Genomic DNA, 19,810 nt, shown 5'->3' with positions numbered 1-19,810 from the left:
TAAAATTAACGATTAATTTTACGCAGACGCTCTGCGGGTGTCACAATATCAGTCAAGCGGATGCCATAACGATCGTTCACGATAACCACCTCACCTTGAGCAACTAGACAACCATTCACCACCACTTCTAGCGGCTCTCCAGCCAAAATATCTAACTCGATCACAGACCCATAAGTGAGATTCAAGAGATTACGAATTTGCATTTTTGCGCGGCCAAGTTCAACAGTAACTTGAACTGGCACATCCATCACAAGATCAATATCGTTGAAATCTGCGCCGGATTTTGAGCCATCTTCTAAGTTATTAAATGTGGCTTTACGAAGCGAACCAGATACATCGGCACTCGTTAGTGTTTTCGCTAAATCATTATCGTTTTCAGCCATCTCAATCCTCTTTTGTCTCTTTTATGTCTGCCTGGTATTCGGGTTCATTTGGCTCGATTTCATCCGCAAGCTTGTCTATTGTATCGCTTGAGACTTCACTTTTATTGTGCTCTGCAACTGGCTTCGGGGCAAAGGCCTGAGGATTTTCTGCTGGCTGCTCATATAACTCCCCTTTTTCCGCACTTCGCATCATACTTGGACCCAGGCGCGCCTTTTCTAACGGACTTTTTAAGAATTCTGCAGGATGTTGAATCGTGCTCACTTTGACTGAATATCGACCTTCTTTTACTCCGTATTGCCCCTTGATCACAGGTAGGCCATCAACATAAACCGTAACTGGATCATTAATTTCGATAGGAATAATGTCGCCCACCGATAGAGAGGTAATCTCACGCAAGAGCATCTGCTTTCGAGCCAATACAGCGACGGCAGTCACTGGAGCTTCGTGGACTTGATCATTCAATAAATTCGTCCAATGCTCGTCTGGTTCACTTGCAAAGCCTTGCATATTGTTATACAGGATGGCTTTTATTGGCTCCATTACCCAGAAAGGAATGCATAGGTCGACATCACCAGGCCTTCCATTAATCTCAATGGTAAATTTAGAATGGAGCACCATCTCACCTGGAGAGGTAATCTTGGCAAATCCAAAATTAGTTTCTTGGCGCATGAAATCAAACTTAATTTCATAGACCGCTTTCCAGGCCTTCTCGTAGTCGTTCAGTAGCGCATCAACTAGACGACGAATAATTCGCAACTCAGTAGGCGTGTATTCACGTAAATTTAGCCTGGGTGCTAGCCGTCCTTCGCCACCAAACATATTATCAATCGCGATATAGACAACTCCGGGGTCAACAATCCAACAACCCACCCCACGCAATGGTCGTATACCAACAATGTTAATATTCGTGCGCTCAGGAAACTCCGATACAAATTGCTCGTAGCTTTTGACGCTCGGCATATGCATTTGCACCTCAATTGGTGCTCGGATCATATTGAACAAGGACAAGCGAACTGCACGACAAAAGCGCTCGTGAATCAGCTCCAATGTCGGCATGCGCCGACGAGCAATAATCTTCGATTTGTCGAACATTGACTGCTGATCTTCAGCTGCAATGTTCATCTCGACATTGATTGCTCCTGTCGCCATATCTTCCTAAGTGGACTATCTAGCTGGTATTTTACTGCATTACAAAAGTATTGAATAGAACCGCCTGAACGGGTAAATCCATCTCCGTAACATTCCAAAATTCTGCTGCAGCCCTGGCAGCCTCACCGGTTATCTTCTGACCTGAAGAAGTTTCTTTTGGTACTGCGCCAATTCTCTCTAAATTCTGAATGTCAGCTGTTGATGGTTGTTGCTGGAGTATGTAAATAGCAGTTAGCTGCGGCGCAATAATAGAATTGATGACTAAAGCGACCTCGCGAGCCATCATTGTTTTGCCCTCTACTGTGGCCAACTCTTGCATTTGGCGTGAGGATAAAACCGTAATAACTTTATCCCTGATCACAGGCATAAACTTCTTGATTTTATCTTCTGTAGATCCATCATTTGTTCTGAGCACCATCTTAGTCTGCAAATAATGCTCTCCTCCTCTACCGGGAAGGTTTACGATCATTTCGTCTAGAGCAATATAAATCGGAGCGGCGTTATCTTTGCGCTCCATTAATTGCTTCTTAAGAATGTTTTCAGGCCGCTTATCTTCAGCTTCTTGCTGTCTTTTGAGCTCAGCATTATGTTGCATATAAAAGTAGCCGCCAACTGCTCCAGCCAGCACTACTATCAATCCTATGATCAAAAATAGCATCTTTTTGCTTTTAGGCTTTTCTTCCTCAACCTCTATCTGCTCTACAACTGGTGGGGGTGGTATCCCGCCATTTACATCCAAGGTAGGCTCTACGCGTTCTTCATCAGCCATGCTAATTCCCTTTATTTTTCATCATATTAAGCAAACAGATGAACTGTTCCGCTAGCACTCGTATTATGACCCGAACCTATCAGATCTATTGCTGCTAGGTTTTTAGCGCTAGGATTAACGATCTGCTGACTAGCATAATAGTCTTGACGGGCATTGTTAAAGGATTGACCCGATGCCTGTTGAGACTGATTACCCTGCCTAAGATCAAGAGAGAGATTGAGGCCCATTTGAGCAAACTCTTGCTTTAAGTTTTGACCACCCTGATCTAGGCGAGATTTTGTAGCATCGCTCGCCCCCTCGACGATCAAGTGGGCATGACCATTTTGATTAATTTGCAAATCAATCCGAATTGTGCCCTGCTCCGGCGGTGTTAACTCAAACATAATGCGGCCACCGCCAGACTTGGCAGCGCTCAAAATCTCACTATGTAAGGGACCACTCACTAGGGAAACCTCTGTTTGTTTGATTTGGAAATTTTGCAGGGCTTCTGGCGTATGGTTATCTAGGCGTGCAAGACCAGTATATTGTGTACTTAGACCATTGATATCTTTACCACCTAAATCATTTAAATTATCTAGATCTCTGGTCTTTGAATCAACTTCTAGGGTCGCACGGGGTAAGACATCGAGACCTCTACCTTCTTTGGATGTCTGACCTGCATATAAAGGGATCAAGGCTTTATCGGAATTCTTAATGTTTTGTGGACTAGTATTCGCGGCATTTTGACGACCACCCCCAATACTTCGGTCATGAAGATTTTGTGTAGTAAGTTTTTCAGCTACTCCTGGAGTGGAAGTAGCAGTTGAAATGACAGGCTTAATATCGGATGAAGATGCCTGTGGCACTACTTGGCTTGCTTGAGCAACTAAGCCCTTGAGTTGTTCTAATGCACTGGCTTGGGCAGCGCTAGCTGGTTGGGCTTGCTGCACTAGATCCCGGATCGCTGTAGCGAGCTCTGGGGTCAAGGTAATTTTAGGGGCTTGGCTCGCGGTTGCTTGGCTCGCTTGGCTTGCTTGAGCAACTAAGCCCTTGAGTTGTTCTAATGCACTGGCTTGGGCAGCGCTAGCTGGTTGGGCTTGCTGCACTAGATCCCGGATCGCTGTAGCGAGCTCTGGGGTCAAGGTAATTTTAGGGGCTTGGCTCGCGGTTGCTTGGCTCGCTTGGCTTGCTTGAGCAACTAAGCCCTTGAGTTGTTCTAATGCACTGGCTTGGGCAGCGCTAGCTGGTTGGGCTTGCTGCACTAGATCCCGGATCGCTGTAGCGAGCTCTGGGGTCAAGGTAATTTTAGGGGCTTGGCTCGCGGTTGCTTGGCTCGCTTGGCTTGCTTGAGCAACTAAGCCCTTGAGTTGTTCTAATGCACTGGCTTGGGCAGCGCTAGCTGGTTGGGCTTGCTGCAGCATTAGCATTAACTGGGCTACCTGTGGATTTTGGGTGCTTAAGTTATTCCCTTGGCCTGCATCCTGAATTGCTTTTGCTAGCGATTGAGTAATTAACTGGTTTTGCTGTGGATCAATGTTTTGGCCTTTTAGACCGAGAGCACCTGGCAAATTCAACCCAGTCACTGGCTTACCTGCATCTACTTCATTAACTCCAACCCCACCATTAACCAAGGGATTGGTTACTAGAGGTTGCATTGCTACAGGATTAATAAGGCCTTGGGCTGCCAACTGAGCGGCCAGTAACTGCATTGGGTCGGTAATTTTTGCAGAATCTTTATCTTGATTTGTAAATCCAGGCAAATTTTGCATACCTGGTACACCTAAACTATTTTTAGAGCCACTAAATTTATCTGAATTCGTCCTCGCATCCATTCGTGCCAGCATCTTTTGATTTAAGGAGGCCAAGAAAGTATCAAAACCAACAGGCATGACAGAGCCACCGGCAAGACTACCCGGTTGAGCAATAGCCTCGCTTATGGGGCTAAATGCTGCTTGCATCTGTATTTGACTGACTGTTGGCATGCTTTCTCCAAATGGAACACTACCAACTATGCATCTTTCGTGCCAGATTTAAAGCTAAGCCTTGCTGAGAAGTTATCTTCGAACTGGCTTAGCTCTGCCTTAGCCTGCTTTCTTTTGGCTTCTCGGTGCATTTTGTCGACCAATTTAGATAGCCCTCGAGTACGCATTCTGGCCATCGTAGCTGTTTTTAAAGTGTCCTCAGAGGCTCTCGCCAAGCCCTGAATCTGCCCATCCATCTCAATAGCGCTAAGTAGCAACTTTTCTCTAAAAGCATTAGCGTCTTGAATGAAAGCCACCGAAGACCCCCCTTTGCCGCCTGCAAGCATTTGGGATTCATAATCTTTGGCGTACTCAAGCACTTGATCTTTAAAGGCTTTTTGTTGGTTTACCTGGCTAGCAACACGTTTTGCACGTGCCATAGCTTGATCTTCCCGTATTTTGGCTAAGCGATGGAGGAGCTCTATTGCATTCATCAGATTTACAGGTTGGGCGGGCTAATTTCAGCTAACAAGCTCTCAGTTTGATCTATTGGCACGGTTACATCGGCATCTTGCTGTAAAAAAGCCTGAATTTTGGGCCAAGCTTGCAAAGCAGCATCTAATTCTGGATCGCTACCCGCAATATAGGCGCCCATCGAGACCAAATCTCTACCCCGCATGTATCGGCTGTATAGCTGCTTCATTCTTCTAGCAGATAGCAGGTGCTCTTTTGACACTACTTTTGGCATAACACGAGAAATTGACTTCTCTACATCTATGGCTGGGTAATGCCCGCTATCAGCCAACTCTCTAGAAAGAAAGAAGTGTCCATCCAAAATACCGCGCGCGGTATCAGCAACCGGGTCATTGGTGTCATCACCTTCTAGCAACACGGTATAAAACGCAGTAATCGAGCCGTTAGGGTTAGCACCATTGCCGACTCGCTCAACTAACTCAGGCATGCGGGCAAATACACTAGGGGGATAACCCCGTGCAACCGGCGCCTCTCCTAAGCTAAGGCCAATTTCTCGCAAAGCCATAGCGTAACGTGTCAGTGAATCCACAATCAAAACCACATGCTTACCTTGATCTCGGAACCAAATCGCAACATCGGTTGCGTATGACGCTCCTTTTGAGCGGGCTAAGGGAGAAGCATCCGCAGGTGCAGCAACAACTACAGCACGCTTAAATGATTCTGGCCCCAAAGTATCTTCACAAAACTCCCGCACTTCCCGGCCACGCTCGCCAACCAGGCCAATCACAATGACATCGGCAACACAATTGCGCGCCAGCATTCCCAATAAAACACTTTTACCCACTCCGGAGCCAGCAAATATTCCAACGCGTTGACCACGGCCTACTGTTAACAAACCGTTTACAGCCTGAATGCCAACATCTAAGGGTTCGTGAATAGGTGTTCTATCCAAGGGATTTAACATTCTTTGGATGATGGGTGAGAATTGTTTTTCACCATAACCTTTCCCATCGATTGGTCGACCCAAACCATCGACTACTCTGCCTAGCAAGCTCTCACCAATCGTCAGAGGTTCACCTACGCTACTAGAGATATAACCTGCTCCAGAGTTAAAGGGCGTATTTGCTGGATACACTAATGCACCTGGTGAAATATTTTCCATGGCATCAATCGGCATCAAATAAGTGATTGCACCATTAAAGCCAATACACTCCGCATCGTAAGTCTTGCCGCCCAACTCAGATAGGATGGTTGCACCAGACCCGATGCTCATGGGCAAGCCTTCAACCTCTAAAACAATTCCAGAGACGCGCTTTAACTTTCCTTCTCGAATAGAGTAAGGCGTTTGCATTAAATGTTGGCGCCGCAACTCTATCTGATCTACTAATTCACGGGCTTGCAAAATACTCATATTGGATGCGCCTGATCATCAGGATCCTTTTTAGGATCGCTCTCAACCTCTTCCGCAGAATCTAGATTCCCCACTTCAGTTTGCAACTCATCTTCGATCTGCGACTCACTATCAGACTGATGGTCTATGAGTGCGGCTGTGGTTTTTGGACCAATCTTTTTTTCGTCTGGCATTGCTGCACCATCTAAACCTAAAGCGGCCTTGACTAGCGCCATACGGGCTTCTGCCCCAACATCAATACGAGCACCACTCACCTCTACATAAGCATGTCCAGGGCGTACATCAGCATCCACTAAGATCGTGCAATTAAATGGCAAGCCTGGATCTTCAACTATCTTTCTCCAAGTTTCCACTTCTTCAGCGCGCAAGCGGAGATAGAGATTCTCACCAGGTCGAGGTAAACGCATCAGCGCTTCTTGCACCGCCATGACAAAGGGAGCACGCTCCATTGAACTATTTGCGCTCAAGCGTGAGGCGATTTCAAAACTGAACTGAGTTAGGGGTTCAGCAATTGCCTCAGGCATCCCACTCACTGCCTCTAAAAGTTGACCTAAAGCATTTTGCAAACGCAGTGTCTCTTCCTCTGCATCTTGATACCCTGCTTTATATCCTTCTTCATGACCAATTGCCTTACCCTCGTCATAGCCTGCTTCACGACCTTCTACAAAGCCTTGATTAGAACCAAGCTCATAAGCTTCTTTGTAAGCCGCTTCGCGAATGGCTTCAACTTCTTCAACAGTAGGGTAGTAAATCGGAGCCACCTTGGGTGGCTTAGGAGGTGCAGGAGGATCAAAAGAAGGTGGCTCCCATCGCGTTAGCAAGGAGTCCTCATCAGAGGAAGGCATCAGCGGACTTACCTCTCTCCATATTGACTCGACCTTCTTCACTTAAGGCGCGCGCTATTGCAATGACATCTTTCTGACTTAACTCGACTTCGATTACCTTCACAGGCGGCCTTGTTTCGAGATCCTCACGCACGGTATCAGCAGAGCGTTTTGCCATATTCTTAAAGATTTTTTCACGCAATTTAGGACTTGCACCTTTTAACGCAATGATGAGTGTTTCTTGCGGAACCTCTGTCAATAAAGTCTGCAATGAACGATCTTCCAGTTCCAAAAAGTCTTCGAAGACAAACATTTTTTCTTGAATAGCATCTGCCAAGTCACTGTTGTAGTTTCGAATATTTTCTAAGGCGACTTTATCCAAACCACCCGAGAGCATATTCAAAATCTCGGCAGTAGGGACTACACCGCCAACAGTACTTCGACGGAAATCCGAATCCGGTCCTGAAGAGCGGGACATTACTTCGTTCAACTCCTTCAGAGCAGCCGGCTGTACTTTTTCTAAAAGAGCGATACGTAGGATGAGTTCGTTACGCAGTTCATCTTGGAATAGCTTCAGCAAGCCAGCCGCTTGCGTAGGATCCAAGAACACCATCACTGTTGCAATAATTTGCGGATGTTCATTTTTAATCAGCTCGTACAGAACATCTGACTCCATGCGCTTCAGAGTTTCGATACCAGACATGTCCAGCGTAGACTCGAGACGCCCCAATAAATCTGAAGCTCCTTCCGCGCCCATTGCTTTGGTAAGCATGTTCTGCATAAAGTCATCAGTATCAAATGCAACTTGTGTGTTATTAGAGCTAACATCCTTAAATTGCCGCAACACTTCTAACACCAAATCTCTACTTAAGGAGCGCACGACGGCCATCTTTCCTGAGAGGCGTTGCACCTCAAATGGGGTCATACCGCGCATCACATTGGCTGCAGATTCAGCACCAACAGCCAAAAGTATTACTGCAGCACGAGAAGCACCGTCCAAATCATCAAAAGAAATCGTACCGCCAACAGGCGCTGCTTTGACGCCCTCTTTCAGAGCCTCTGCTATCGATAGCGATTTTTCTACGGGAGCTTCATCAGCCAAAACAGATTCTCCTCATGTTATGCGGCGGGCGCAGCTTCAGCATTGCCAGCATTTTGCTTAGCCGCATCTTCAGATAGCCACTCTTTGAAAATTGCAGAAACTGCCCTAGGATTATTTTCCACAAAATCCTTAGCGTATTGAAGCAGCTCTTCGTACTCTTGCTTCTTCTCTTCGTCGATCCGCTTACGCTCTTCTTCAGTCCGTTTGCGATCTTCTTCGGCTCTAGCTCGCTCTTCTTCTTCAGCAAGGCGCTGGCGCTCGCGCAAGAGCTCCACTTCCATACGGCGCTTTTCACGCGCCCGAGGATCCATCTGCGCCATCTCAGCTTTAATCTTCTCGTCAAACTCTTCTTCAATACGCTGCTCTTCCATAATCTCGTCCTTTTTCGGAGGAAAGAGTAAGGGACGTACGACTCCAAAAAACATCAAACCAAGCGAGCCTAAAATAATTGCAAACTTGAAGAATTCTTTGCTTAACTCAATGATTCCCGGCTGCTTATAAAACGGGGGTTCATCACTTAACTCCACCTTAAATGGAATGTTAGCTACGCTGACGCTATCGCCGCGACGCTCTGAAAAACCAACAGCATCCCTCACCAAGTTATTGATTTGCTCAAGTTCCTTAGCGTTGTATGGAATAGGCTTGCGGGGCTTGCCATCCTTGTCTACACCAGCGGGCTGTTTATAGTTCACCACCACGCCAGCAGAAACTCTTCTGACTTGACCTTTTTCAGACTTAATTCTCTGGATAGCGCGGTCAAGCTCGTAATTGATCGTTGCATCTTTTTTAATATTGCTGGCGCTTGAACCTGAACTAGTAGGAGGTGCGTTGAGATTTTGTGGTCCTGCTCCACCAGCAGCCGCTTGGGTATTAATCGGCGCTTGGCCAGCGCCAGGCGCTTGATTGGTTAAAGCGCCAGGAACACCAGAAGTAGTCGAGCTGGGAGTGGCAGCTTCATTGGTTTGTTGACTGCGAATCGAAGATTGATTGGGTGGCGAATTACGACCAAAAGTTTCTTCAGTTCTCTCAAGCTCACCAAAATCCATATCCACCGTGACTTGCGCTCGGACATTTTCCTTACCAGTGACAGGCTCTAAGATCGATTGCACCCGTTTGGACAGCGCGCCCTCAAGTTCGGCAACATACTTTAGTTGCGTGCTATCTAGGCCTGCTAGACGCTGTGCATTAGGCGCAAGCAAACTGCCTTCCGAATCGACAATCGTGACATTTGCTGGGCCGAGGTTTGGAACGGAAGAACCTACTAAATTGGTAATGGCCGCAACTTGCTGAGGATCTAAAAAGCGTCCAGGATGCATCGTCACAATGACAGAGGCAGTTGGCTTTTCCTGTTCGCGCATAAAAGCCGTCTGCTTAGGAATCGCCAGCATGACTCTTGCAGATTTGACTTGCGCTAAGGAGCTGATACTGCGAGCTAATTCACCTTCCAAACCACGCTGGTAATTAACTTGCTCTACAAACTGGCTCGTTCCCATTTTTTGGTTTTCGAGTAGCTCAAAACCCACATTACCAGCCTTGGGTAAACCTTGACCCGCCAAACGCAATCGGGTTTCATAAACCGCGGATTCAGGCACCAATATGGCTGCCCCGCCTTCAGTGAATTTATAAGGCACGTTCATTTGTTGTAAGGCTGCTACGATTGCAGCCCCGTCCCGCTCATTAATGCTGGAAAACAAGATGCGATAGTCGTCTTTACTTTTTCCAGAGACAGAAACAAACACAAGTACAGCAATGACTAAAAATACTGCTGCAGACAAAATCAGACGTTGTTGAGCATTGAGAGCTTGAATTCGATTTTGTAGGCCGACTAAACTTTGGGGGAGCGCTACACCGCCCCCGCTAAAAGCGCTGGCTGGAGCTACTGGAGCAGCGGCAACCTGCGAGCCAATATTAACTACTGCCGCATCTCGCTCACTTTCCTGTATTCCGGGTTGCGTTTCTTCACTCAATTTTGATAGATTCCGTCATTTCAGGGCTGATTCTGAAAAAGATCATAACACTATATATAGAACATTTTTGCCTATTTTGCCTAAATGTTGATATCCTTGAGTCCTATTTTATAAAAAACGGCAAATATTGCCTAGTTACCAACCCATCTTAAATAATCGTTCATTGACCCCAAACGCCAGCAAATTGCCGCCCGAGCAGGACACACTAGATGCCACCAAACATCTGGAAGAGGCTTTTGCGATTTTCTACGCAGAATCCCAAAAACTCGAGGCCCAACAGGCTGCCCTGCAGGACAAGATCAATCAGCTCAGCAACGAACTACAAAAATCAAATCAACGCTTAGCGATTCTGCTCAATGCCATTCCAGCAGGGGTCATTTTGCTGGAAAACGAGGTGGTTTTATTGCACAACCCAGCAGTGCTAATCTTTCTTCCTAAATTAAAACCAGGGGTGAATTTTGAAATTCCAGCTGATTGGCTGGCCTCCATCACCCCAGGGGAATATGTCATTGCAGAAAGAGGTGTCAATCAGCGCATACAAAAAACAGTTCAAGTCATTCGGATCAACGAAGGCTCACGAAGTTTTATTCAAATTCAAGATATCACAACCAATATTTTGCGACATGAAGAAACGCAACGAGAAAATCGTTTGGCGGCCATGGGACGTATGGCAGCTGGTATAGCCCATCAGTTTCGTACGCCACTAGCAACGGCACTGCTTTATGCATCACATCTTTGCGATGGAGAGATTAATAGCGACACAGCTAAAGAGTTTGCCGATCGCTTGCGTAAACAACTATTAGATCTTGAGAAACTATCTCAAGATATGTTGCGCTTTATTTCAAATAAACCAAATAAGGCTGTATTAGTAAACGCTACCCAAATCATTGAAGATGCTCAAGCTAGCATTCAGTTTCTCTTTAAAGCCAAGGAAGTCAGTTTGTCGGTTTCCGCTACCAATATCAATCAGGGAAATCTATTGGTAGAGCCCAAAGCAATATCCAATGCCATTGTCGCAATACTAGAAAATGCGCTCGCAGTTTCTAAAGCAAATGAGACGGTCAGTTTGATGGCTACCAGCGATCGGCAAATGCTAACGATTACGATTTCTGATCAAGGCCCAGGTATACCAAAGGAAATTCTCAATTCCTTATTTGAGCCCTTTGCAACCACTAGCGCCAATGGCACTGGGCTTGGCCTCTCTATTGCAAAAAATACCATTGAAGCGCACCGAGGCAATATCAGCGCGGAGAGCTCTAAACACGGAGCAGTCTTTAAGATCACCATCCCTTATGACCAGTCATCCTTAATTTATTAACTCAGAAAACTTTTATGCGTGCCAGCGACCCACAACCATTTCCCGTGATTTTGATTGAAGATGATGAGGACCTCAGAGAGGCAATTGCCGTCACCTTACGTATGAATAAGATCGACTTTGTGACTCACCAACGTGCTGAAACTGTCATTCCTTTATTACGTCCAGATCTAAAAACAGTTTTGGTGACTGATTACAAATTACCAGGAATGACTGGTTTAGATTTGCTGAAGATTGCGCAAAAAGAATGTCCAGATCTTGCCGTTGTTGTCATGACTGCATTTGCAGATGCCAAACTAGCTGTTGAAGCTCTGCGGGCTGGTGCAAGAGATTTTTTAATTAAACCATTTGTGCCGCAGCAGCTCATTGAAATCATCGCACGCCACCAACCTGAATCCATTAAAACATCTGAAGTAGTCACTCCTACTCAAGACTCACAACTAGTCGGCTCTGAAATTCGCAGTCCCGCGCATCAATTAATTGCAGCTGATCCGGAAACGATTGCAACATTTGCTCGCTGCGAGAGAGTGGCTGCTACGGACACGAGTGTCTTAGTCACAGGCCAATCTGGTGTGGGCAAGGAATTGGTAGCGCGTCACATACATTTGCATTCCAAAAGAGCAAATGGACCCTATATAGCCATCAACTGCGCTGCGATTCCGGATACCCTACTGGAATCGATTCTTTTCGGACATGAAAAGGGTTCCTTTACTGGCGCTACCAAAGCCCAAACCGGCAAATTTGAGCAAGCGCATAAAGGCACACTTTTTCTAGATGAGATTGGTGAAATGCCCGCATCTTTGCAAGCGAAGTTGTTACGAGTGTTGCAAGACAAAATGGTGGAACGAATTGGCTCAACTGAACTAATTCAAGCGGATGTCAGGGTCATAGCCGCAACCAATCGTAACCTCCAAGAACAGGTGAAAAGTGGTCAATTTCGGGAAGATCTCTACTTCCGACTGGCCGTATTTCCAATCCATGTAGCCGAGCTTCGTAAGCGCCCACTGGATATCTTGCCCCTCGCTGATTTCTTTTTATCCCGCTATCGCATGAATATTGGTCGAGATCAGCTGATACTGAGTGAAGATGCAAAAAAACTACTGAAAACCCATTCTTGGCCAGGTAACGTTAGGGAACTAGAAAATATTATTCAAAGAGCCGTATTACTAGCTGACGGCGACCAAATCTTGGCGGAGGACTTAGAGCTGGATGATTTAGGCATTAATCCAACTAGGGTGGCAAAAAATGCCATTTCTGACCTGCACTCTGCTGAAGAGGCCATTATTGATGCCCCAAAAAGTGGCACAAATATTGCATCTGATATAGATGAGATTGGGCAAGATATTGATTCAGTAGAGCGTGAGCATATTTTAAAGGTTTTGGCCAAAGTCGATGGCAACAGAACCAAAGCAGTGGAAATATTAGGAATTTCGGCTCGTGCATTACGTTACAAGCTGAAATCTTATAAAGAGTCTGGCTTTATTAATGATTGATTTTGTTAGATAATATGACTATGAGTACTCCGAACGTAGATGCCATGATTACCCGGATGCAAGCACTTGCTGCTGCTGCTAGTGGTAAACCTGTATCTACAGATTCTCAAAGTGCCAACGGGGTTGATTTCTCGGCTATCCTTAAAAACGCTGTTGAGAATGTCAATACGGCTCAAAATAGCGCTCAAGCAAAAGCCCAGTCTTTTTCCACTGGAGCATCAGATACATCCTTAGAGGATGTGATTGTTTCTCTGCAAAAAGCCAATCTTTCACTGCAAGGCATGATTGCAGTTCGAAACAAGCTTGTTGACGCTTACAAAGAAGTTACCAATCTTCAGGTCTAAGGTTTAGCCTTTACTACACCTGATTTCCTGCCTTAATCCCCTTAGCAGTAACAAAGTGATTCTGAATCTAGGGGCTATTCTTGTTCAGGCCTTTCGAGAGTTTTGCCATCTAACTCATAGGCCCACGCGAGTACTTCTGCTACTGCAGCATATAGCTTAGGGGGGACCAGCTCGTTAAGTTTGAGTTGCATTAAAAATTCAACTAACTCAGGCTCTATCTTAGTCGGAATTCCTAATTCATTCGCTTTTGCCAAAATGGCCTCAGCGATAAAACCCTCCCCTTGCCCTGTAATTCGTGGCGCAGCACTATTCATCTCATACTTCAGCGCAACCGCCTTAAGAATTTTTTTTTCTTCCCTCCCCTGCATTAACTAGACACCTCTATTTGACCTAAACTAATCCGCGTCTCGGGATCAATTTGCGTATGCAGTTGCTCCTCTAATGTAGAAAAAGCCTTTGACATACTTACTTGTGCAGCGGGATCTGCCTGAACAACCAACTGTAGACTTTCGCCAAACTGTGTGCCAATAATCTTTAAGGGGCCTAGGTTAGGCAAACCCACCTCTAGAGTAATACGGCTGCCTTTTTCTATTTGATTTGGCTGATGAGGATCTGATTGCCAAGCGTCTTCACGATATAGACGACCCTGTACATTCGGCATCAGTTGGCCTTGCCATAGCAAGTCTCCACGCAACAATAGGCGCATCGAATCACGAATTATTGGCGCATCATTTGATAATTGGCCCATAAGCTCACCAGCTTTATGCTGATCACCTGTCGTCAAAAAAGAATCCATTTTTTCATCGGCGCTGCCCGCAGGAAATAACACTCGCTTTAGTTGATCAGCAGCAAAAATACCGGAAGCTTGCAAGCTTTGGTAAAGTGCGCCCATGACCACTTTTGGATCTGGAGTACCAAGCTTTGAAGGATCAATGGCTGGCCAGTTCACCATAACACTCTTAGACTGATTTATATTCACTTGATTCTGTGAACTTGCAGATTTTTCTGGCGAATCGGCAATCAATATTTCAGAGAGCAGTTGACCTAAGGCGGCACTTCCTAAGCTATCGATCTTGCTTAAATTCTCAGACACTAAGTTTGTTAAATTTGCTTGCGACAGCTTTGCTGATAGATTTGATTTGCCCGAGGATAGATTAGAAATTTCTAATAAAACAGCTTGCTGAACACTGGGCTCGCCAGACTCCAGCATCGTTTTTAATTCTGCGAGATTGCCATTTTGCAGGGCGGTTCTGACGGCATTTCCTGTGGCAGAATCTCCAACCGGCATTGGCATATTCAATGCAACACGAGGGTCTATCGCGCTGAGACTTTCTACAATAGATGGGGCTGCTGGCGGCGTAACAAGGTCATTTTTACGGACATCCACCATGGGGTTGATGGATAAGCTTGAAGGAATTGGTATTGGCATATTACCTCTCCCGCCTAAAATAGCTACTTAGAACTTGCTTATGATTTTTTCACTGCTAACAACCGTTGACTAATTACTAGACTCTATCAGATATCTCCACCCATGCCTCATAGAGTGGAGTTAATGTATTTATCACATCCTGAACCTTATCTGCCGAACGCTCAGCGCGAGCAGAAATCAGTTCCTGAATTGCCCAAAGGTAAATTACGCTCAAATTTTCGGCAATTTCTTTACCTTTTTGATAATCTAAACAGCCAAGCAAGCCCTTAATAATCAAGTCACTTGCCTTAATAAAACTATCGGCAGGCATCTGATCGTTTTCAAGCGCCTTTTTAGCGGTCGTTAAATGATCAAATATACGTTGATGAATTAAAACAATAAGCTCTCGAGCATCGGCCGCCATGACCGAGGTTAAGTTATCGCTATCTGCGTATTTGAGGGCAGCTTTATTCATAATTTTTATAAATTTAAAATCAATTAGCGATTGTTTTGACCGTTAACCAGACCATCTAAAGCACTTGTTAATGAGTTACTTGTTTGATTCAGTTTGAATAATAGCGCATTTAAGCTGGAATACTGACTAATATAGCTTTTTTCCTTGGCATCTAAGCGTATTTTCAAGGCCTCCTCTTTTTGGCTCATTTGAGTTAAGTTAGTTTGTTCGTTACTAATGGATTTACTCAGATCGCCACCACTCTGGACCTGCGAGGTCAAAAAAGCATTCAGGTTATTGGTGCGATCTGTAAATGTAGTTGACCCCATATTAATGCCAGATGCTAGGATTGCAGAGATGTTCTCGGTACTACCGTATTTCACAGAATTAAATTGAAGGGTTCCGTCTGATTGTATTTCGATACCAAGTTGATACAAACCTAAGGTATTAGAGCCACTAGCACTATTGTAGGTAACTCCGGTTGAGAGCATAGACTTAATTTGACTCATAAAAGACACTGCTCCGGGTGATCCTGCTAATGAGCCAGCCGCAGTTGAGCTATCACCCTTTTGCGCGAGTTTTTTCGATGTTGTAGCAAGATCATTAAAAGCAGCGATGAATCTCTGGATGACTTCCTGTCCGTTATCAGTTCCGTTTGCAACAGTGATTGTTGCAGCTGAACCACTGCTGACTAGATTTAGCACTAATCCTGGATGCACATCACTAACAATGTTGCTTGTTCTCGAAAAACTCACGTTGTCTAAAGTAAAGATTGCATCTTGAGCTTGATTGCCAGAGGTCCCGGTTGCTGGTGGGGAGGCTGTCGCTGCAGTTGATGAGACTGGGAGACTATTTAATGCACCATTAACACCAAAAGTGATGTTATTCGCAACTCCAGATTGGGTGCCCTGAATCATTAAGGCATATTGATTAGATGCTGTCTGTGTAACGCTTGCAGCAACACCTAAACCTAATCCATTGATCCAAGAACTTAAATCTCCAATCGTAGTTGCGCTCGAGACAGCTAAGCTTTTAGTTACCCCTGCAATTGTTAAATCAAATTGACTTGCATTGGCAAATCCAACGCTTGCATTGCTGGATCCAAAGTTATTAAAAATATACTGAGCCGGTTTAGCAAGCTGAGAAACTGTGATTTGATGGCTTCCTATATTGGCGCCCGTTGTACTTGATACCTTTACCGCCGATTCATTTGAACTGCTGGCAACCGCTGCTGAATAGGATAATGGATTCTCAGCAGCCTGAAGAGCTGTTTGAAAGGCTGCAACCTTGCTTTTTAGCTGACCCAAATCACTAATCAAGGTCGTTTGACTTGTAATCTTGGACTGCAGCGTAGTTAAAGGCTTGTTTTCAACAGACATGAGACCTGCAACCATCCCAGCAACATCGATAGATGATGTACTAGTGTTGTTGCTGACACTCGATGTAGCCATTTTCTAATATCGCCTAAGGAATTGGTCAGTAAAGTTGGGTTTTAACCCAATATATTCAGCAAGTTTCGTGCCATTTTTAATGCTAGCGAATAATAATCAAGCTTTTTGGTTTACTAGGGCAGAAATTTGGGTCAAGCTATGGGCCAGCCTTAGCATCTCTTCCGAGGGTAATTGCCTAACTACTTCACCAGTTTCAGGGTTAGTTACTCTCACAATGTGGTAACCAGTATCTCCATCAATTGCGAAATTCAAATTGCGACCCATGGAACTGACAAACTTTTGCATTTGCTCAGCCGCTCTAGCAACTGTTTCACGCGTTGGCTGCATCACCTGATTAACGTTGGAAGGCCTAATTTCTGTGCTAGCCGCTGCTGCAACAACCGCTGCATCCGTGTTTGTTTTCCCAGTAGCACCAGAAGTTATGCCTTTAGGCAGATTTAACTGAGACGAACTAGCCGCAGATGAAGCTACGCTTCTTGCTGTTATCTCACTCATCTTTAACTCCTTAAAAAGTGAATAGGAGCCAGACTGTAGCCTGGCTCCTGAACATCATAAACAATTACTTCAATAATGACAAAATGACGTTTGGCATCTGATTCGCTTGGGCTAACATGGCGGTAGATGCCTGCTGCATAATTTGACCCTTAGTTAACTGCGCAGTCTCTGATGCAAAATCGGTATCTACGATTGCTGAGCGGGCCTGGGTTAAGTTAGCACTTTGTGCCTGCAAGTTTTGCGCGGAATACGTAGCGCGCGAGATCATGGCACCCATTTTGGCTCGCTCTGAAGAGATCGCCAGCAAATCAGCATCAATCGAACCAAAGCTTGTGGAAGTCGTGGTAATTGCTGCATTTGCCGCTATAAAATCAATGGTGGTACCAGTTGAAACACCAGACTGCACAGCATAAGTTGAGCCTGCTGTTGTACCAACCAATGAAATGCCGTTATAAACCGCCTCGCTTCTAGTTAAGCCAATTTGACTCACGATTGCAGCTGCTTCAGTGGTAATTTGGCTTCTCTGACCAGCACTTAAAGCAGTGTTGCCATTTTGTGTACCCAAAGTCTTCAGGCGCAACAACATGTCCTGGATGGTTCCCAGAGCTGTTTCAGTAACCTGCGCCATACCGATAATGTCGCTTAAATTGCGATTGGCCTGATCAATGCCGAAAATTTGAGATTGCATACCCATGCTAATTGCTAGGCCAGCAGAATCATCCTTAGCGCTATTGATACGCAATCCAGATGATAGGCGCTGAACAGAAGTAGCCAGCTTACTTTGGGCAGAGCTCAAATTGTTTTGAGCATAAATCGAAGCCATATTGGTGTTAATTACGGTTGCCATGTTTTTCTCCGGTGTACTTAGTTAATTTTCAATTACTTCAATAATGACAAAATGACGTTTGGCATCTGATTCGCTTGGGCTAACATGGCGGTAGATGCCTGCTGCATAATTTGACCCTTAGTTAACTCTGCAGTCTCTGATGCAAAATCGGTATCTACGATTGCTGAGCGGGCCTGGGTTAAGTTAGCACTTTGTGCCTGCAAGTTTTGCGCGGAATACGTAGCGCGCGAGATCATGGCACCCATTTTGGCTCGCTCTGAAGAGATCGCCAGCAAATCAGCATCAATCGAACCAAAGCTTGTGGAAGTCGTGGTAATTGCTGCATTTGCCGCTATAAAATCAATGGTGGTACCAGTTGAAACACCAGACTGCACAGCATAAGTTGAGCCTGCTGTTGTACCAACCAATGAAATGCCGTTATAAACCGCCTCGCTTCTAGTTAAGCCAATTTGACTCACGATTGCAGCTGCTTCAGTGGTAATTTGGCTTCTCTGACCAGCACTTAAAGCAGTGTTGCCATTTTGTGTACCCAAAGTCTTCAGGCGCAACAACATGTCCTGGATGGTTCCCAGAGCTGTTTCAGTAACCTGCGCCATACCAATAATGTCGCTTAAATTGCGATTGGCTTGGTCAATGCCATAAATTTGAGACTGCATACCCATACTAATTGCTAGGCCAGCAGAATCATCCTTAGCGCTATTGATACGCAATCCAGATGATAGGCGCTGAACAGAAGTGGCCAGCTTACTTTGGGCAGAGCTCAAATTGTTTTGAGCATAAATCGAAGCCATATTGGTGTTAATTACGGTTGCCATGTTTTTCTCCGGTACTTTAATTAATTTCAACTTACAGAGACTCAAAATCAAATTCCGCCTCGTACCTATTCTGTAACGGTGATACCCATCAATGTGTTTAGACATTACTCACTCTGATTTCTCATGTTAGCTTTGAATAATTTAAGTCATTGATTTAATTGGGTTTATTTTTTCAAAATTATGTTAGTACTCAATTACTTATTTGGCAGTGTTTTGCCTTGGTTTAGTCTCAAGTAGATACTTTGGGAATAATTGCCTGGTCCGTTAGCTGCTAACCTTGGAATTAGCCCTAGAATTGATCTAGAGCGAGTGTTCGCCATTTATGAAAGTGTTTTCCATGGATATGCAATTTGATAATCCCCGTTTACAAGCTGGCCTTTCTAACCTCGAGCGCGGCCGCCACGAAGCTGCTTTTGAGGTATTTTTTGATATCGCAGTCAATGAGGCGGACGAAGAGGCTGCTTTTGCCCTAACTAGAATGTGCTTTGATGGTCAATTAAAGCCTGAACAAGTCAATAAGTTATTTGAATGGCTCAATTCATACAGCCGAGAGAGTAATGGCTATGCCAACTTTAACGTAGGCCTGTTATATGAACTGGGTATCGGTGAAATCGCTCGTAATATCAAAACAGCAGTCCAATATTATGAAAAAGCCATCAAAGATGAGGTTTTAGATGCCTATTGCAACCTTGGCAATATATATGTGTTTGGAACAGGTGCTGACCAAGGCGTGCCCAAAGACATCCCTAGAGGCGTTGAATTGCTGACTGTAGGAGCCAATGGGGGTAGCCGAGTAGCAGCCTATAACCTGGGCACTTTATACGAAAAAGGCACCGCTATCACCCAAGATTATGACAAAGCCTTCTATTTTTTAACGCTGGCTACCCTACAAAAGCATGAACATGCGCATCGTTGCCTCATTATTTTTGAAAAAGCCATTAAACGCGATTTCACTAAAGTCTATGATGCTGCAGAACAGCAATACTGGAAAATTCAAAATATGCGCAAACTCTATCGCTCTCTTTAACTAAAGGGCCCTGACAAGGGACTCAGTTATCGCTTTTCAGACCTCAAAATCGGTTGTAGATCAAACTCAGCCCATCCAAGTTCATGGCTAGCAGGTCATGAGGAAATTTTTGCCTTTTTCACACTTTTGGGACTTTTTTAC

20 protein-coding genes are annotated in these 19,810 nt (G+C 45.0%); 4 read left to right on the top strand and 16 right to left on the bottom strand.

The window, feature by feature from the left end; all coding sequences use genetic code 11:
- Window positions 1–5: 5 nt before the first annotated feature.
- The 9 genes from fliN to fliF are packed head-to-tail and all read right to left on the bottom strand — an operon-like array spanning window position 6 to window position 10,020.
- Window positions 6–383, bottom strand: coding sequence for a flagellar motor switch protein FliN (fliN, locus tag ICN27_RS02385; RefSeq protein ID WP_216268842.1), 378 nt, complete (start codon window positions 381–383; stop codon window positions 6–8).
- A gap of 1 nt (window position 384) precedes the next feature.
- Window positions 385–1,533 carry a flagellar motor switch protein FliM gene (fliM, locus tag ICN27_RS02380; RefSeq protein WP_216268841.1) on the bottom strand — a complete coding sequence of 383 codons (1,149 nt, stop codon included), beginning with the start codon at window positions 1,531–1,533 and terminating at the stop codon, window positions 385–387.
- A gap of 31 nt (window positions 1,534–1,564) precedes the next feature.
- A complete protein-coding gene (gene fliL / locus ICN27_RS02375) occupies window positions 1,565–2,302 on the bottom strand; it encodes a flagellar basal body-associated protein FliL (protein ID WP_215326500.1) in 738 nt (245 codons plus the stop codon).
- 26 nt (window positions 2,303–2,328) lie between these two features.
- Window positions 2,329–4,263 carry a flagellar hook-length control protein FliK gene (locus ICN27_RS02370; RefSeq protein WP_216268840.1) on the bottom strand — a complete coding sequence of 645 codons (1,935 nt, stop codon included), beginning with the start codon at window positions 4,261–4,263 and terminating at the stop codon, window positions 2,329–2,331.
- Window positions 4,264–4,289: 26 nt separating this feature from the next.
- The gene (locus ICN27_RS02365; RefSeq protein ID WP_216268839.1) at window positions 4,290–4,736 is read right to left on the bottom strand and encodes a hypothetical protein; all 447 of its coding nucleotides are present in this window, start codon (window positions 4,734–4,736) and stop codon (window positions 4,290–4,292) included.
- A 5-nt stretch (window positions 4,737–4,741) separates the two neighbouring features.
- Entirely contained in the window at window positions 4,742–6,127 is a 1,386-nt protein-coding gene (locus tag ICN27_RS02360) for a FliI/YscN family ATPase (RefSeq protein WP_216268838.1), read from the bottom strand.
- Window positions 6,124–6,972: a FliH/SctL family protein gene (locus ICN27_RS02355; RefSeq protein WP_216268837.1), complete on the bottom strand. Its 849-nt coding sequence runs from the start codon at window positions 6,970–6,972 to the stop codon at window positions 6,124–6,126. The genes ICN27_RS02360 and ICN27_RS02355 overlap by 4 nt, the downstream gene beginning before the upstream one ends.
- A complete protein-coding gene (gene fliG / locus ICN27_RS02350; protein ID WP_052728712.1) occupies window positions 6,959–8,053 on the bottom strand; it encodes a flagellar motor switch protein FliG in 1,095 nt (364 codons plus the stop codon). The genes ICN27_RS02355 and fliG overlap by 14 nt, the downstream gene beginning before the upstream one ends.
- A gap of 17 nt (window positions 8,054–8,070) precedes the next feature.
- Complete coding sequence (gene fliF, locus ICN27_RS02345) at window positions 8,071–10,020, bottom strand: flagellar basal-body MS-ring/collar protein FliF (protein WP_216268836.1); 1,950 nt, start codon at window positions 10,018–10,020, stop codon at window positions 8,071–8,073.
- Window positions 10,021–10,183: 163 nt separating this feature from the next.
- On the opposite strand from fliF, the gene ICN27_RS02340 reads away from it, so the two are divergent.
- Genes ICN27_RS02340 through fliE form a run of 3 tightly spaced genes read left to right on the top strand, consistent with a single transcriptional unit; the run spans window position 10,184 to window position 13,172 of the window.
- Complete coding sequence (locus tag ICN27_RS02340) at window positions 10,184–11,338, top strand: PAS domain-containing sensor histidine kinase (RefSeq protein WP_216268835.1); 1,155 nt, start codon at window positions 10,184–10,186, stop codon at window positions 11,336–11,338.
- Window positions 11,339–11,352: 14 nt separating this feature from the next.
- Window positions 11,353–12,828 carry a sigma-54 dependent transcriptional regulator gene (locus ICN27_RS02335; RefSeq protein WP_216268834.1) on the top strand — a complete coding sequence of 492 codons (1,476 nt, stop codon included), beginning with the start codon at window positions 11,353–11,355 and terminating at the stop codon, window positions 12,826–12,828.
- A 20-nt stretch (window positions 12,829–12,848) separates the two neighbouring features.
- Window positions 12,849–13,172 carry a flagellar hook-basal body complex protein FliE gene (fliE, locus tag ICN27_RS02330; protein WP_216268833.1) on the top strand — a complete coding sequence of 108 codons (324 nt, stop codon included), beginning with the start codon at window positions 12,849–12,851 and terminating at the stop codon, window positions 13,170–13,172.
- Window positions 13,173–13,246: 74 nt separating this feature from the next.
- On the opposite strand, the gene ICN27_RS02325 is transcribed toward fliE, so the two are convergent.
- The 7 genes from ICN27_RS02325 to ICN27_RS02295 form a co-directional block, all read right to left on the bottom strand.
- Window positions 13,247–13,540 carry an EscU/YscU/HrcU family type III secretion system export apparatus switch protein gene (locus ICN27_RS02325; protein WP_216268832.1) on the bottom strand — a complete coding sequence of 98 codons (294 nt, stop codon included), beginning with the start codon at window positions 13,538–13,540 and terminating at the stop codon, window positions 13,247–13,249.
- Entirely contained in the window at window positions 13,540–14,601 is a 1,062-nt protein-coding gene (locus tag ICN27_RS02320) for a hypothetical protein (protein ID WP_216268831.1), read from the bottom strand. Before ICN27_RS02320 ends, ICN27_RS02325 begins: the two co-directional genes overlap by 1 nt.
- 76 nt (window positions 14,602–14,677) lie before the next feature.
- Window positions 14,678–15,055 (bottom strand): flagellar export chaperone FliS, encoded by a 378-nt coding sequence (gene fliS, locus ICN27_RS02315; RefSeq protein ID WP_216268830.1) that lies wholly within the window; start codon window positions 15,053–15,055, stop codon window positions 14,678–14,680.
- Between the two features lie 23 nt (window positions 15,056–15,078).
- On the bottom strand, window positions 15,079–16,485 hold the full coding sequence (gene fliD, locus ICN27_RS02310) for a flagellar filament capping protein FliD (RefSeq protein WP_216268829.1): 1,407 nt from the start codon (window positions 16,483–16,485) through the stop codon (window positions 15,079–15,081).
- A 96-nt stretch (window positions 16,486–16,581) separates the two neighbouring features.
- Window positions 16,582–16,980, bottom strand: a complete 399-nt coding sequence (locus tag ICN27_RS02305) for a flagellar protein FlaG (RefSeq protein WP_216268828.1) — start codon at window positions 16,978–16,980, stop codon at window positions 16,582–16,584.
- Between the two features lie 64 nt (window positions 16,981–17,044).
- Window positions 17,045–17,827: a flagellin gene (locus tag ICN27_RS02300; protein WP_216268827.1), complete on the bottom strand. Its 783-nt coding sequence runs from the start codon at window positions 17,825–17,827 to the stop codon at window positions 17,045–17,047.
- A gap of 32 nt (window positions 17,828–17,859) precedes the next feature.
- A complete protein-coding gene (locus tag ICN27_RS02295) occupies window positions 17,860–18,642 on the bottom strand; it encodes a flagellin (RefSeq protein WP_216268826.1) in 783 nt (260 codons plus the stop codon).
- Window positions 18,643–18,964: 322 nt separating this feature from the next.
- Here ICN27_RS02295 and ICN27_RS02290 point away from each other — a divergent pair, with 322 nt between their 5' ends.
- A complete protein-coding gene (locus tag ICN27_RS02290) occupies window positions 18,965–19,669 on the top strand; it encodes a tetratricopeptide repeat protein (RefSeq protein WP_216268825.1) in 705 nt (234 codons plus the stop codon).
- Window positions 19,670–19,810 lie beyond the last annotated feature (141 nt).

This window comes from Polynucleobacter sp. Nonnen-W13, assembly GCF_018881735.1.
In the GTDB taxonomy this organism is placed as follows: Bacteria; Pseudomonadota; Gammaproteobacteria; order Burkholderiales; family Burkholderiaceae; genus Polynucleobacter.
This window is presented reverse-complemented; position numbering and strand designations above follow the sequence as displayed.